We start from the raw sequence: 14,780 nt of genomic DNA on the forward strand, positions 1-14,780 counted from the left end.
CTGCACACTGGAAGGGATGAACAACAAGATAAAGCTAATCAAGCGAATGGGTTATGGGTATCGAGATACAGACTACTTCTTCTTGAAGATAAAAGCGGCTTTCCCCGGAAAGCCGCGATGAACCTAAAAAAGGGCTTTGCTGAAAAAACCCTTGTTCTACATTGATACTCAAATCTTAAACAGCGACGATTATACCTGAGTAGAAAGCTTAGGTGTTGGCGTCTTTTTATCTCGATAGCTGAACCAAATATAAGTTACAACGATAGAGAAAAACATGTATGACAAAGCAAACACGATAGGAGACGTTATCAAATCAGCCGACACTCCCCACATTACGCCCACAACAGTGATGGAAAGTTTGGCGAATAGGCCGCAAATTAATAGAAATAGTGCGAATTCTGGCACTCTAGTGCTTCTGAAGGCAAACCAGTAACAGGAGCCTACCGCTAAGGAAGATACATACAAGCCGAGTAAAAAGGAGTGGAGGTGTTCCGCAGAAGCAACACCTGCAGATACAGACGCCATCAAAATTAATATCAGTTTCATGTTGTACACCTCTTTTTAATAAAAAAGCATCCATTCATTTTTGAAATCTCATTTTGCGTATATTTTCCTCCATTCACTAATAATATCAAGTTCAAATATTGAACAATTTTGCTTGTGACGGGTGAGAAAATACAATTGTTAATCAATGGTTAACAATAAAATACACACGAAATTAGGTGTAACAATGCATTACATAGATAAAAGCATCAAAATGGAACAAATGATAACAAACCATTAACCATTGAGGTTTTTTCGCTAAAATTAGAATTTTGCGAGACAAGTACATAAACAACAAAGCACATTCTCAATCGTTGATGTGTTCAACTAATTTGCATTTTTAGCGGGAGTGTGGAGCCGTAAAGCAGAGCCTTATTCAAAAATAACTTCAAGCAACTTTTGAGTAAGACTCTCTGGCTGCGTACTTTTCTTCACGGCTGTAGCTTCCTTTGCCTTTCTTCGCTTTTTCAACTCGTATTCTAAATAGCTGGCTTGTGACCACGGCTTTGAGTGCATGATCTTTAATCTGTCCACGGCCGAGCTCTGCGTTCAAAATTTTATTATCTTCAAAACATAATTGATTGGTTTTGCAACTCATTCGTTTGTTTTTTTTGTTTTTCATATTGCCTCCATTAAAAACAAAGAGTGAACGATAGTGGTGGCGATTTTGCTCTAAAAACCACCACTGTCAATCACAAATTTTGTTGCTGACGATTTGAATAATTGAGCCCATTTCAAGTACAGTTGCAATAAAATGCCAAATAGAGCATAAAACATGACTATTTTTGGAAAGTTTTTCGAGATTTGTCTAGTTATGATTGACAAGATAAAAGTTTAAACTAGACTTTGCCGTAGCTAGAAAGCAGTTCGTTGTATACAAATACGTTTCGTTGGATTACTTGTAACTCCCCCGTCGTGTCGTACGCAATAGCAATCTACTTTTCCACGCTATCCGCGCCGTAATCGGCTGTAAAAATTTTTTCATTAGGATATTAAAATGTCTAACACAGTTACTGGTACAGTAAAATGGTTCAACGAAACTAAAGGCTTCGGCTTCATTCAACAAGAAAACGGCCCAGACGTTTTTGCTCACTTCAGCGCAATCAAAGGTGACGGTTTCCGTACTCTTGCTGAAGGTCAAAAAGTTGAGTTTGAAGTATCTCAAGGTCAAAAAGGCCCTCAAGCTGACAACATCCGCCTAGTATAATTTTTTTACTAAGCATTCTAATAGCCAGCATCTTGCTGGCTATTTTCGTTTTTGTCTCTCAGAAATCAATACCATGGCCCTCAAACCAACTATCTATAAATTCCGTATCTCGCTCACTGATATCAACCGTGATCACTATGATTCTCTCAATCTGACTATTGCTCAGCATCCTTCAGAAAATAACGAGCGCATGATCGCACGTATTTTAGCTTTTTGCCTCAATGCATCGCCAGACCTGATGTTTACTAAAGGCTTATCATCCATCGAAGAACCCGATATCTGGCTTAAGTCTTTAGATGACCAAATCCAGTTATGGCTAGAAGTCGGTGAACCTGATGCCGATCGCGTCAAAAAGGCAACTCGCCTAGCCAAGCAAGTAAAAATCTATAGCTTCAACACTAAATCGAATGTTTGGTGGGAACAAAATAAAGGCAAATTTGGTTATATCAACGTCGATGTTATTCGCTTTGAAGCAGAATCAATTGAAAAACTGGCATCAACTCTCACCCGAGGAATGGAACTCTCTGTGATGATCAGCGGATCTTCTATTTTCGTCGATGGAGAAAACGGCTCACATGAAATTGTGTGGCAAGAATTACAAATCAAGAGCGCTTGATGGCGTCTATTGATGCTCATTATCTGTGATATCAAGGCTCTTTCGAGCCTTGAACATTATGGTGATTTACAAGTTAGCGTGAGGACCAAAAACTTCATAGTGAATACGAGATTTATCGACACCTAGGCTTTCTAACTGCTCAACAATAAACTGCATAAATCCAATTGGCCCACAAACATAGAAATCACCATTGTGTAGTGGCAACGGCACTTTATCCAACTGCATTTGTCCATTTCCTTCAGTCGATAAATCGCTATTTAGATACCAAACCTTTTGTTTCCAGTCATTGGACTTAATCAGCTCTGCCGTTTCATCAATAAACGAATGTTGAGCAGGGCTGTTGCAAGCATGTAAATAGGTTACGTCACGCTTTTTGACCTGAGCAAAGTGTTGCAACATCGCTTGCATTGGCGTCGCGCCAATTCCCGCAGAAATCAGCACTACAGATGCTTCACGTTCTACGTAGAAAAAGTCTCCCGCTGGCGCATACAATTTCACACAATCTCCCACACACAACTCATCGTGCAGATAATTCGAGACAACACCGGGATTTTGCGTATTAAAGCCTTCTCGTTTGACTGAAATTCGGTAGTCCTTACCATTTGATTTTTGTGACAACGAATACTGGCGTATTTCATTATATTGAGATGATTTAGGTTTCACTTCTATACCTATGTACTGCCCCGCTTGGTAATCTAATACGCTTTCTTTATCGGTAGGAGCAAAGATAAAACTCGTCACCAATTCCGATTCTTTTACTTTCTCTTGAACGATAAACTCGCGTGCATTTTCCCAACCACCTAACGCTTGTTTACGTTGTAAGTACAACTCGCCTTCCCGAGAAATAAATACTTGAGCTAAAAACAGGTAGGCAGCAGTCCAAGCCTCTTCAACTTCACTCGTAAAAGCTTCACTGGCGAGTTCTCGTAATGTTTCGATAAGGTGAAGACCAACAATTTGGTAATGATCGGGTTGAATGTTAAAGCTGGTGTGCTTGTGGGCAATTCGCTCAACTGCGCTGGTCAGCACTGCTAGGTTATCAATATTTTTTGCATAAGCTGCAATCGCTTCAAATAAAGCCACACCTTGGCGCCCGGTCTGTTGATGTGTCATGTTAAAAATATCTTTCAGCTCAGGATTATGTGAAAACATTCGCTCATAGAAATGTTTGGTTAAGGCCGGTCCTGTAGATTCAAGTAACGGTATGGTGCTTTTTACAACGTTGATATGGTGGTCGTTGAGCATGACTGAAATTCTCCTCAGATTTTATTTTTTGTTATTTATAAGATGATGTTTTTCACTCTCATCTAATTGCACAACACGTGCCAAATCATACGTCATTGATTTTAATAAAAATAGTATCAAAAACCTTAAGTAAACAAGTCAATAAAACCCTTTCAAATAGGTCATATTGACACTACAATATCAGAAAAACATCACGAATATTATTTCTATGCAAGATATCTCTATCTCCACTCTAGTCGAAATGACGATTGGGTTAGCCAGTGGCTCAAATGATCACGATCGATTCAATCGCCTACTCGATGCGATCCGCAAAACCATCCAGTGTGACTGTGTGGTACTCCTTTCTCGCCAGGGGGAGTTACTTATTCCTCTTGCTATGCAAGGTCTGACTAGAGATACATTAGGTCGCCGATTTTTAATCGAAGAGCATCCTCGTTTTACACAGATCTGCCAAGCCAAATCGCCGATAAGGTTTGATACGCACTCTCCGCTACCAGATCCTTTTGATGGCCTGTTAATGATGCATGATGGCGATCTTCCAATGCATTCCTGCATGGGCTTACCACTACTCTTTGGCGACGAATTGCTAGGGATTCTGACGCTCGATAGCCTGACACCAAATGTGTTTGACCACATACCAACAAGAAGCCTTGAAGTGTTATCGGCTATTGCCGCCTCGACACTAAAAATGGCATTGACTTTTTCACAATTAGAAGCCCAAGCTAAACAATCCCAACAACGCTTCGAAGAACTCAACGAAGAAGTATGGGACAGAGACGGCGGTGAAATCATTGGTTCTAGCACGGCAATGCAAATAATGAAAGCCGATCTCGAAGTGGTTGCTCCTTCCAATTTCAACATTTTGATTCACGGCGAAACAGGGGTTGGTAAAGAATTAGTGGCGCGTACCATTCATCATCTTTCATCTCGAAAACGTCAGCCTTTGATCTACGTAAACTGCGCCGCTATTCCTGAAAACTTAGTGGAAAGTGAACTATTTGGCCATGTAAAAGGCGCATTTACAGGTGCAGATCGACATCGTTTAGGCAAATTTGCCTTAGCCGATGGTGGTACCCTGTTTTTAGATGAAATCGGCGAGCTTCCACTTACCGCGCAAAGCAAGATCCTAAGAGCGTTACAAAATAATGAGATTCAACCGGTCGGAAAAGATCACGTACAAACCATTGATGTACGAATATTGGCTGCGACAAACCGAGATCTAAAAGTAGAAGTCGAAGCCGGACGCTTTCGTGCTGACCTTTATCATAGGCTCAGTGTTTACCCTATCCATGTGCCATCTCTGCGCGAACGCAATGGTGATGTTACATTACTCGCTGGTTATTTCTTAGAGCAGGCTCGGCGAAAACTTGGTATTGTACAACTTAAAATTGACCCGCTGGCTTTGGAGTCGCTGCTGCATTACTTCTGGCCGGGTAATGTCCGAGAGCTTGAGCATGTTATTAATCGTGCAGCACTAAAGGCTCGTGCTAAGAAAAATGCATCTAACCTAGTTACTGTAACCTGCCACGATATTGGTGAACTGGATAATGGCATTTCGTTCAACACTTCAAATGAACAAATACCGCAAACAGAAGAGGCCAACATTAACTGGCGCGTAGGCTTACGTGAAGCCACAGATGAATTCCAAAGAAAGGTAATCAGTGAAGCGTTAACTCGAGCCGATTTTAACTGGGCAGAAGCCGGAAGACAGCTACAAATCGATCGAGCTAATTTAACTCGACTCGCAAAAAGACTTGGTATCTCAGTGACAAAAACACATTCAATTAAACGTTAAATAAAGCGAGTCATATGACTCGCTTCAATCGATACAATTATGGTGTGGCTAATCCACCAACGTATTAGCCACACCATTCATTTCTCGAGGAAAGGCTTTTTCGTACTCTTGCATGAAATCTTCACGGATCAACTGCTCAAGATGGTTGGCTCTTTCGGTTGGGCAGAAAATCATAAAGTGAACGACTTGTTCACCTGCAGCAGTGCTGCTGATCTGAATATGGGGCTCTGCATTGGGCAAATCTACACCCGCGTGTTTTTCGATCATATTATTGTAGCGCCGTGCAACATCAATAAAATGGGCAAAATGCGCTTCAATTTTCTCATGCATGATTGGTAGAAGCGGAAACAAGTTAACGAAGTTTGGCACCACAATCGAGAAATTATGAAACACATAACGCTTCATAAAATTAAGATTTTTGACTGGGAAAGTAAAAAACATGCTATTAGGAAGAGTCGCTGTTTTGCCCGTATAGTGATATTGACCATGGTTAAGGTCAATTTCTTGAATCACCGTTGCCATTAAGTTGTGCTCGATCACCTCACCACTTAATTTTCCCACTTCAATCCAATCACCTATTCGAAATGAACGAGAACTTGCACGCTGAATTGAGCCCGTAAAACAGAGGATAATCTCTTTCGATGCCACAACAATCGCAACCGCAATAGCAGTCACTGACAATGCAAATTGGTTGATCTCGGACTGCCATAACACGAACAAGATGACGATCGTCAAACCAAATATTCCATTCTTGGTTCGTGACATCCATTTACGTTGTTCCTCTGTAATGAAAGCGACATCACCTCGAATCTGGGATAGCACCAAACGACGAATCAAAATGATCAGCACCATTATTAACGTGGTGAATACCAATTTATGCGTGAGAAGAAAGTCCCAAACCGCGACTGCTTTCTCCATACTAATCCCCTTCATTACTGTATCGAACGACGACCATCTGTTAGCGTTATTTCGCTTATTATTGATTTGCATTATAACTGAATGAAAGGATAAAAAAGGATATGGGCACAATTAATATGCGCCCTGTCAAAGCTTTGTAATGGGATACCCCTCTTTAGTGCTCGTTCGGAAACGCTAAAGAAGGTATGTCTTAATTTGGTTGACTGGTTAGTGCTGTTTTTTCCGCCAGTTTAACGATCACATTGACCGCCTTTTCCATCCCTTCTACGCTGATAAATTCATGGATGCCGTGGAAGTTATAGCCACCAGTAAAGATGTTCGGACATGGTAGTCCCATAAATGAGAGCCTTGCGCCATCAGTACCGCCACGAATTGGTTTAATCAATGGTTCAATATCGCAGTCAATCATCGCTTGTTTTGCAAGTTCAATCACTTGTGGATGAGGCTCGACCATCTCTTTCATGTTGAAATAACTGTCCGTTAACACCAGTTCAACACGACCTTTTTCAAGACGATCATTCAGTTCTGCTACTTTTTTTTGCATAAATGCTTTACGAGCATCCAAACCTTCACGGTCGAAGTCTCGAATAATATAACCCAATTCTGAACGAGCAACACTCATCTCCGCAGATTTCAGATGGTAAAAACCTTGGTAACCTTCAGTTGTTTCAGGTGTTTCATCCATTGGCATCATCAACTGAAATTGCGCAGCAATGTTCATCGAATTGACCATTTTGTCTTTTGCAGTTCCAGGATGCACATTAATACCGTGACAAATCACATCGGCACTGGTTGCATTAAAGTTTTCGTATTCAAGCTCACCAACTGGCCCTCCATCAATGGTGTAAGCCCATTGCGCCCCAAATTTTGCCACATTGAATAAATCAGCACCGCGACCAATTTCTTCGTCTGGTGTAAAACCAATACAAATATCACCATGAGCAATACTCGGATCCGCAATCAACACCTCTATCGCGGTAATAATTTCGGCAATACCGGCTTTATTGTCTGCACCAAGCAGTGTGGTGCCATCGGTCGTAATTAAGTTATGACCATGCAATTGGTGCAAGTCTGGGTACTGAATAGGCGACAACACTTCATCACCTTTTCCAAGCGCAATATCGCCACCTTGATAATTTTCAACAAGTTGTGGTTTAACATTTTTTCCAGAAGCATCAGGAGCAGTGTCCATATGCGCGATAAAACCAATGGCAGGAACGGGATAATCCACGTTTGATTCTAACTTAGCCATCACATAACCGTGATCGTCTACGCTCACTTCAGTTAGACCTAAATCTATCAACTCATCACACAACTTATGAGCGAAAGGCTTTTGACCTGACGAGCTTGGACATTGTGAATTGGCAGGATTTGATTGTGTATCAAAAGTAACATAACGCAGAAAACGGTCGACAAGATTTTCCATAGCAAATACTCAAGAAGTGAAAACATCAGCGTATTTCAATAATGATATACGCAGTTAATTGCATCCTATACTACGCGCTCATTTGAAACAGTATTTGCTATAAATCAGTTTTTTTTACGATTACTGCGTTGCTCAAGGCGCATCAATCCACACAAGGCAAACGTATCAACGATTTTCACCACATCAAACTACCCGCAGCAGACATGATGCCCGCCAGCAAGGAAAGCAATTCCAAACGTGTCATACGCGATAAAAATGGACGAACCTCACAGCGAGGATTTAATGACAAAACAGAAACGGTTAAATTGGAATGAAAATCACACACTGAAATAAAATAAGCGAAGTGAACAGTAATTAATTCGTACTTATCCGATTTTGTGACTAACTTTATTTAGGTCTCCTAACATGCTCTAAATAAAAATCACTAGCAACGTCACGCCTCTTGTGGTCATTTGACCCAAGAGGCATTTTTATAAACCGGGCTGGTTAAGCGCATTCATACCAAACGGTCTGGCGTTGCAGGCAGCGAATATAGTTAATGTAGTTTCAAACTGAAAGGAGTTAGTTTACGACTTCCAAATCAGTTTCAGGCACACAGCTGCACGCTAACGCGATGCCCATATGACGTTCATGATCTTGTAATGCTGGTACTTCTGGTTGATGCACTTTGCCTGACTCAACCGTTACCTTACAGGCTCCACAAAAACCAGCTCGACAGCTATTCGCAATTGGGATTCCGGCCGCTTCGGCTTGCTCAAGCAGAGTCGTTTGGTTGTTGCCTTCAAACAGATTACCATTAACACTTAGCCGCAACGTTTTAAATTCAGCCGTCACTTTTTGCGCCACGCCAAATGCTTCTTGGTGATAAGACTCTTCCGCTACCCCTTTCTTCAATAACAAGTTTTTCGCTTTTTGCATAAAACCATCCGGCCCACATACAAACACCTGACGCTCAGCCACATCTTTGATCTGCTTGATATGAGATAAAGAGAGTCGTCCTTTTAACCCAAACCAATCTTGCGGGGCTTGGGTCAATGAAAGGAGTACTTTTAGTCCATCATGTTGTTGGTTCAATAACTCGAGCTCTTCGCGGCATGGAATATCTTCAACACTACGACATTGATGATAAAAGACCACATCTTGAATTTTTTGATGATCCGCAAGGTAACGCAACATGGAAAGCATTGGCGTAACACCACTTCCTGCGGAAAGCAGTAATAATGGCTGCTGTTGATGGCCAGATAAATGAAATGATCCATCTGGATACTGGGTGCTTAGCGTACTACCCACTTGTAAATGATCAATCAACCAATTAGAAACTCGTCCACCATCAATACGCTTCACAGAGATAGCTAAGCGCCCGGGACGCGATGGACTTGAAGACAACGTATAGCGTCGTGCCACATTTTCACCATCAATCACCACTTCGATCGGTAAATGCTGACCGGGTTGATAATGAGGAACATCACCCTGCTTCGGCTCAAGCCAGAAGGTTATGAAGTCACGGGCGATCTCTTCACGCTCAACACATGTCATAAGATGATGAGTCATACCGTGATCGAGATAAATTTCTTTTTCTTTATATTCAAGTACTTCAACAGTATCACCAACCCGAATCATCCCATCATTTTTCGCCACTAAATTTTGGCCAAAAAACACGCCACCGCGTTCATTGGCACGAAATTGAGATAAGGTTCTGAGCGGCTCTTTGGTTGGTCGGAATTCGCCCTTATTGACATCAACTGTCGTCAAAATACATCGTTCACAAGGCTTTACGGATTCAAATTCAACATCTCCGATACGAATTCGTTTCCATCCATCTTCCGCAAACGGCTCATTGGCCGTCACCACGAGGTTAGTCCGAAATTGATCCATACTATGCTGTTCGGGGCTACGACGGTTTAGCTCATCCAATGATGCTTGGCTAATCACCAAAACTGGATAACCGTCAGCAAAACTGACGTTATGGCCAATTTTTTCTCGTACTCGATTAGACTGTTCACCAGTAAACAACAACTCTACTCGCTGGCCTAAAGCCTCACTAAACCAATCGTCGGCATCGTCGGTAGTGGTATAAGCAGTAAAGTTATCGCTCCACACCTGCGCTGAAGCAGGCTGCATTTTAAAGTCTGCATAACGCAGCTTTAACGGAGATTGGTTAGCCGCAGTAAAAATCAAACCATCTGCCACCAGCGTTGAACTGATTTTTACCATACTCGGATATTTGCGAGCGGTGACCATTGAGCCGTCAGCCAATGCCATCATGAAACGTCGATCGAAAGCGAGACCTTGCTTTTCAACCCAAGCGGTTGATTGCGAAATTCCCGCCACCGATTTAACAGGGTAGATATTGATTTGAGAAAGTTGCGCTGACGACATGGCTGATCCTTATACGTTTTTTATTTCTATTTTATGCGGTGATGATAATGCAAAACCGTCAACGTGACTAACTCTACAAAGAGATGTGATTCCTCTGGCTGGAAATAAAAAGATGAAATCCCTCCCCTTTTCCTCTATCATCCTATCGCCTAAACGTAAGCGATTGCGCGCACAGTAATGAAGAATATGTTTAGGCTCCAATCAGCCAATTTTTCCGGTGGGAGCATTCAATGAAAACACTTACGATCACTCGTCCTGACGACTGGCATGTACACTTACGTGATGGTGATGTACTGACAGATACTGTTCGAGATATCAGCCGTTACAATGGCCGCGCACTGATAATGCCAAATACCGTCCCACCAATTACTACCACTGAATTAGCGTTATCCTACCAAGAACGTATTATGGCGCAAAAACCACGCGATTCTTTCAAACCACTGATGACGCTTTATCTCACCGATAACACCACTGCCGATGAAATCCGTAAAGCGAAAGCATCCGGTGCCATTGTCGCCGCTAAACTCTACCCTGCTGGTGCTACGACAAACTCAGACTCTGGTGTCACTTGTGCGAAAAACATTTATCCGGTGTTAGAAACGATGCAAGATGTTGGCATGCTATTACTGATCCATGGAGAAGTGACGGCTCACGATGTGGATATTTTTGACCGAGAAAAAGCCTTCCTCGATACGGTTCTTGCTCCTATCGTTAATGATTTCCCTAAGCTCAAAATTGTGTTGGAACATATCACGACTGCCGAAGCGGTAGAATTTGTGAAAAATGCGAACGACAATGTGGCAGCCACTATCACCGCGCACCATCTAATGTATAACCGCAATCACATGCTTGCCGGTGGTATTCGTCCTCATTTCTACTGCTTACCGATCTTAAAACGTAATACCCACCAGCTTGCATTAATTCAAGCAGCAACATCTGGCAGTAAGAAATTTTTCCTTGGTACCGATTCAGCGCCACATGCAAAAGGCAAAAAAGAAGTGGCTTGTGGTTGCGCAGGTTCCTATACTGCCCACGCTGCACTTGAGCTCTATGCGGAAGTTTTTGAGCAAGTGAATCAGCTTGGTAATCTTGAGGCGTTTGCCAGCCATAATGGCCCAGATTTTTACGGCCTACCACGCAATAGCGATACCGTAACGCTCGTCAACGAACCATGGTCTGTGGCTGACAGCATGCCTTTTGGCTCAGACACCGTAGTGCCGATTCGAGGTGGTGAAACCGTCGCTTGGACGGTTAAATAACATTACAAAGACGAAAAAGGGAAGCAGCAGCTTCCCTTTTCTCTACCACTTTGCCTCGACGATCAGGGTGTGAGTTTAGGTTGATACTCAAGTAACACCATCACTTCACTGTGGTCAGTATGTGGAAACATATCAAACCATTGCAATTTTTTTGGCACATAATCAGGCATGCCCTGCATATCCGCTAATAACGTTTCCGGGTTACAGCTTGAGTAGATAATATGCTTTGGTGATAAAGCAACCAACTGCTCAACTAATTGTATTCCTAATCCACGCCGTGGGGGGTTAACCAACACCAATTCTGGCGCGTGTGATTGAGTTAATGAATACTGCGCGGAGTCCAGTGCAGCAAAATCTAAATTGGTGACCCCCATTGCCTGCGCCGAACGCTTAGCACTGGCTATCGCTTCTGGTTCTATCTCAATTCCAGTAACGGCCGTCTCAGAACTCGCGCAGTGCAGGGCAAACCCACCCACACCACAAAAGAGATCCCACATGTAGGCGGGTTTAATGTCGCTCACCCACTCCCTTGCTGTCGCGTACAATTGTTCAGCAACCTGCGGATTAGTTTGAAAAAAGCTCTTGGGACGAATCACCATTGGGACCTGGTTAAATTGTTCAACAAGGTGTTCACTAGCTGTCAAAAAGATCTCTTCTTCACCTTCAAGTCGCGCCATATGGATCGGTTGAAGATTGACCGAAACCACTTTCACTGATGGAAACTCAGCAATAAGGCGCGCTAAGTTATTCTCAATTCGTGCCATCGCAGTTCGGCTTCGAAGCACAAAACGCAACATAAATTCACCGCTGTGTGCGCTACGAGTTAACAAGACGAATTTCAGCTCTCCTTTTTTCTTTGTTTTATTGTAAGGAGGAATACCCGATGTACGAATCCACTCTTGCAAATACGCTAGCAACGCTTGCATGTCTTGAGGATAAAGCGGGCAATTAACCAGTGAAACGGAGATTGACTCACCATTGGATAACGTTTCTACACCGAGAATCGGCGCATGCGCAGCACCAAGCACAACCATTTTCGCTTTATTACGAAAAGCTGTGTCTTGGCTCATGACAGGTTCAAGCCATTGCTCTGGCATGTTTGCAGAAAATAATGATTTCAGTGCGAAATCTTTGTTAGCAATTTGAGTGGCGTAAGGCAGCGGACAATAAGTGCAAGAGCGGCACTGGTGCTGATTATAGAATTCACACTGCATGGTAGTAATTGCCAAAAAAAGAAAAACGCTAGTTTATTCATCTAATAGCAAATCACCATTTAGGTTCATTATCTTCACCACAAAAATATTTTAGCGTGAAGGTCTTAATTGGTTGGCAATACTCCACACCACAACCACCGCTAAACCAGCCAACAAACCGACAACGCCATTCAACACCACAGGGACAAGGGCGGTCAATAAAGAAAGATTGGGTAATGCAGAAACTATCGGTTCCAGCGCATGGTGCACCCACGGCACATTGTGCACCACAATACCACCACCGACTAAAAACATCGCGGCAGTTCCAACAATAGTCAGTCCTTTCATTAATTTTGGTGCGAAACTAATTAACCCTTTGCCAAGACGAAATTTTAACCCGCTACCGTTTGAAATACGTTCTAAATAAAAACCTAAGTCATCAAGCTTAACGATGGCAGCAACCAGCCCATACACGCCGATTGTCATGATGACGGCAATTAAGCTCACCACTAAGATCTGAGTGATCATATCGTGCCCTTGTACTGTACCCAGCGCTATCACGATGATCTCAGCCGACAAGATGAAGTCCGTACGAATTGCACCAGCGATTTTGCGTTTCTCATACTCTTCAATGGAGGTGCTACCCAATTCCGCCTCATCAGAACTTGGCTGATGACTGTTATGGGAATGAAAAAACTTCTCCAAAATCTTTTCAGCGCCTTCAAAACAGAGAAACAGCCCACCCAATAACAGCAAGGGCACAATTAACCACGGGATTAACGAGCTCATCAACAGTGCTGCGGGAACCAATATCAGCTTGTTGCGAAATGAACCTTTTGCAACCGCCCATACAACGGGTATTTCACGTTCAGCCGCTACGCCAGACACTTGTTGAGCATTCAATGCTAAATCGTCACCTAATACGCCCGCCGTTTTCTTCGCGGCCATTTTTGACATCAGTGCCACGTCGTCCAGTACGGTGGCAATATCATCCAACAAGGTTAATAAACTTGCGCCTGCCATATTTTGTTCTCACTTAATACTATGAAGTAACGAAATGTAACACCAATATGAGGGCGTGATAAACAATCACAATGCAAAAAATTGCACATTCAGCACCAGCCCAGAAATCGTTGATAGCGCAAGTATCAATAAGGTTGCATCCGCTAAGTTCGGCTATTAAGCTCAAAGCTACATTACAGTGACCGTAAGGAATGTCATGCAAATTAACACCCACTACTCGATTGGCACCCCAGGACAAAAATGGGGCGATGCAGAGCGTCAAGCGTGGCGAGCACAAACCACAATTAAACGTGAATACCAACACGAAGTCGTCCCTAAAATTCTCGCTCTTCAAAACGACTTTGATGTTGAGCAATACGGCGCTCTTTCTTACGATACCGCTCGTTATCCACTGTTTTGTGTCAAGAGCCGAGACTGGAGCAATGATAAACCCACTATCTTGATTACGGGTGGTGTTCACGGTTATGAGACTAGCGGCGTTCATGGTGCATTGAAATTTTTAGCCACTCAAGCCAAGCGCTACTTAACTCATTTTAATATTGTTTGCACGCCTTGCGTAAGCCCTTGGGGATACGAAACCATCAACCGTTGGAACCCCAATGCACTGGATCCAAATCGCTCATTTTATGCTAATAGCCCCGCAGAAGAATCCGCCAACCTAATGGCATTGGTTGAAAGCATCGGAGAGGTCTTGGTTCATATCGATTTACACGAAACCACCAATACTGATGAAAGTGAATTTCGCCCAGCACTCGCAGCACGTGATGGTATTGAATATATTGAAGACTCTATTCCAGATGGCTTCTACACCGTTGGTGATAGTGAAAATCCAGTAACAGAGTTTCAAGCAGCAGTGATTGAATCAGTAAAAAAAGTCACTCATATTGCCCCAGCCGATGAGCATGGCGACATTATTGGGTCACCAGTGGTACAAGAAGGTGTCATCAATTATCCGATGAAAGCATTAGGTTTATGTGGCGGTATGACCAATTGTCAATATGGGACTACAACTGAAGTATACCCAGATAGCCCAACCGTCACCGATGAAGAGTGTAACAATGCACAGGTAGCTGCCATTATCGGTGCGCTAGATTATGTGCTTGCAGTTAAAGGCATATAGTATTTCGCCGATCAGTTGTCCTTTCAATACTAGGCATTGCAGTAATGGCCCCTTAA

Annotated in this window: 14 protein-coding genes; 6 read left to right on the forward strand and 8 right to left on the reverse strand. The window is 42.8% G+C overall.

Annotated elements, in window-relative coordinates; translation table 11 throughout:
- The coding region (locus tag AACW06_RS14285) for a transposase (protein WP_192075408.1) at positions 1–121 on the forward strand (121 nt) is incomplete at its 5' end.
- 68 nt (positions 122–189) lie between these two features.
- Here AACW06_RS14285 and AACW06_RS14290 read toward each other — a convergent pair.
- Complete coding sequence (locus tag AACW06_RS14290) at positions 190–546, reverse strand: NADH:ubiquinone oxidoreductase (protein ID WP_192075580.1); 357 nt, start codon at positions 544–546, stop codon at positions 190–192.
- Between the two features lie 385 nt (positions 547–931).
- Positions 932–1,141, reverse strand: a complete 210-nt coding sequence (locus tag AACW06_RS14295) for an alternative ribosome-rescue factor A (RefSeq protein ID WP_192075598.1) — start codon at positions 1,139–1,141, stop codon at positions 932–934.
- 399 nt (positions 1,142–1,540) lie between these two features.
- On the opposite strand from AACW06_RS14295, the gene AACW06_RS14300 reads away from it, so the two are divergent.
- Both AACW06_RS14300 and AACW06_RS14305 read left to right on the forward strand, forming a co-directional pair.
- The gene (locus AACW06_RS14300) at positions 1,541–1,750 is read left to right on the forward strand and encodes a cold-shock protein (protein WP_053311123.1); all 210 of its coding nucleotides are present in this window, start codon (positions 1,541–1,543) and stop codon (positions 1,748–1,750) included.
- Positions 1,751–1,823: 73 nt separating this feature from the next.
- Positions 1,824–2,366, forward strand: a complete 543-nt coding sequence (locus AACW06_RS14305) for a YaeQ family protein (protein ID WP_192075581.1) — start codon at positions 1,824–1,826, stop codon at positions 2,364–2,366.
- Between the two features lie 66 nt (positions 2,367–2,432).
- Here the strand turns inward: AACW06_RS14305 and hmpA are convergent, their stop codons facing one another.
- Positions 2,433–3,611, reverse strand: coding sequence for an NO-inducible flavohemoprotein (gene hmpA / locus AACW06_RS14310; protein ID WP_192075582.1), 1,179 nt, complete (start codon positions 3,609–3,611; stop codon positions 2,433–2,435).
- Positions 3,612–3,819: 208 nt separating this feature from the next.
- On the opposite strand from hmpA, the gene norR reads away from it, so the two are divergent.
- Complete coding sequence (gene norR / locus AACW06_RS14315) at positions 3,820–5,406, forward strand: nitric oxide reductase transcriptional regulator NorR (RefSeq protein ID WP_192075599.1); 1,587 nt, start codon at positions 3,820–3,822, stop codon at positions 5,404–5,406.
- Positions 5,407–5,454: 48 nt separating this feature from the next.
- On the opposite strand, the gene AACW06_RS14320 is transcribed toward norR, so the two are convergent.
- From AACW06_RS14320 to AACW06_RS14330, 3 genes are all read right to left on the reverse strand, one after another.
- Positions 5,455–6,324: a mechanosensitive ion channel family protein gene (locus tag AACW06_RS14320; protein ID WP_192075583.1), complete on the reverse strand. Its 870-nt coding sequence runs from the start codon at positions 6,322–6,324 to the stop codon at positions 5,455–5,457.
- A 190-nt stretch (positions 6,325–6,514) separates the two neighbouring features.
- A complete protein-coding gene (gene pepT, locus AACW06_RS14325) occupies positions 6,515–7,750 on the reverse strand; it encodes a peptidase T (protein WP_192075584.1) in 1,236 nt (411 codons plus the stop codon).
- Between the two features lie 561 nt (positions 7,751–8,311).
- Positions 8,312–10,129 carry a hybrid-cluster NAD(P)-dependent oxidoreductase gene (locus AACW06_RS14330; protein WP_192075585.1) on the reverse strand — a complete coding sequence of 606 codons (1,818 nt, stop codon included), beginning with the start codon at positions 10,127–10,129 and terminating at the stop codon, positions 8,312–8,314.
- Between the two features lie 230 nt (positions 10,130–10,359).
- Between AACW06_RS14330 and pyrC the strand changes: the two genes are divergently transcribed.
- Entirely contained in the window at positions 10,360–11,388 is a 1,029-nt protein-coding gene (gene pyrC, locus AACW06_RS14335; protein ID WP_192075586.1) for a dihydroorotase, read from the forward strand.
- 62 nt (positions 11,389–11,450) lie between these two features.
- Here the strand turns inward: pyrC and rlmC are convergent, their stop codons facing one another.
- Both rlmC and AACW06_RS14345 read right to left on the reverse strand, forming a co-directional pair.
- Positions 11,451–12,602 carry a 23S rRNA (uracil(747)-C(5))-methyltransferase RlmC gene (gene rlmC / locus AACW06_RS14340; protein ID WP_192075587.1) on the reverse strand — a complete coding sequence of 384 codons (1,152 nt, stop codon included), beginning with the start codon at positions 12,600–12,602 and terminating at the stop codon, positions 11,451–11,453.
- Between the two features lie 90 nt (positions 12,603–12,692).
- Positions 12,693–13,604: a DUF808 domain-containing protein gene (locus AACW06_RS14345; protein WP_192075588.1), complete on the reverse strand. Its 912-nt coding sequence runs from the start codon at positions 13,602–13,604 to the stop codon at positions 12,693–12,695.
- A gap of 196 nt (positions 13,605–13,800) precedes the next feature.
- Between AACW06_RS14345 and AACW06_RS14350 the strand changes: the two genes are divergently transcribed.
- Complete coding sequence (locus AACW06_RS14350; RefSeq protein ID WP_192075589.1) at positions 13,801–14,724, forward strand: M14 family metallopeptidase; 924 nt, start codon at positions 13,801–13,803, stop codon at positions 14,722–14,724.
- The last annotated feature ends 56 nt before the right edge of the window (positions 14,725–14,780 follow it).

The organism is Vibrio sp. S12_S33, from assembly GCF_963889785.1.
Lineage (GTDB): Bacteria > Pseudomonadota > Gammaproteobacteria > Enterobacterales > Vibrionaceae > Vibrio > Vibrio aestuarianus.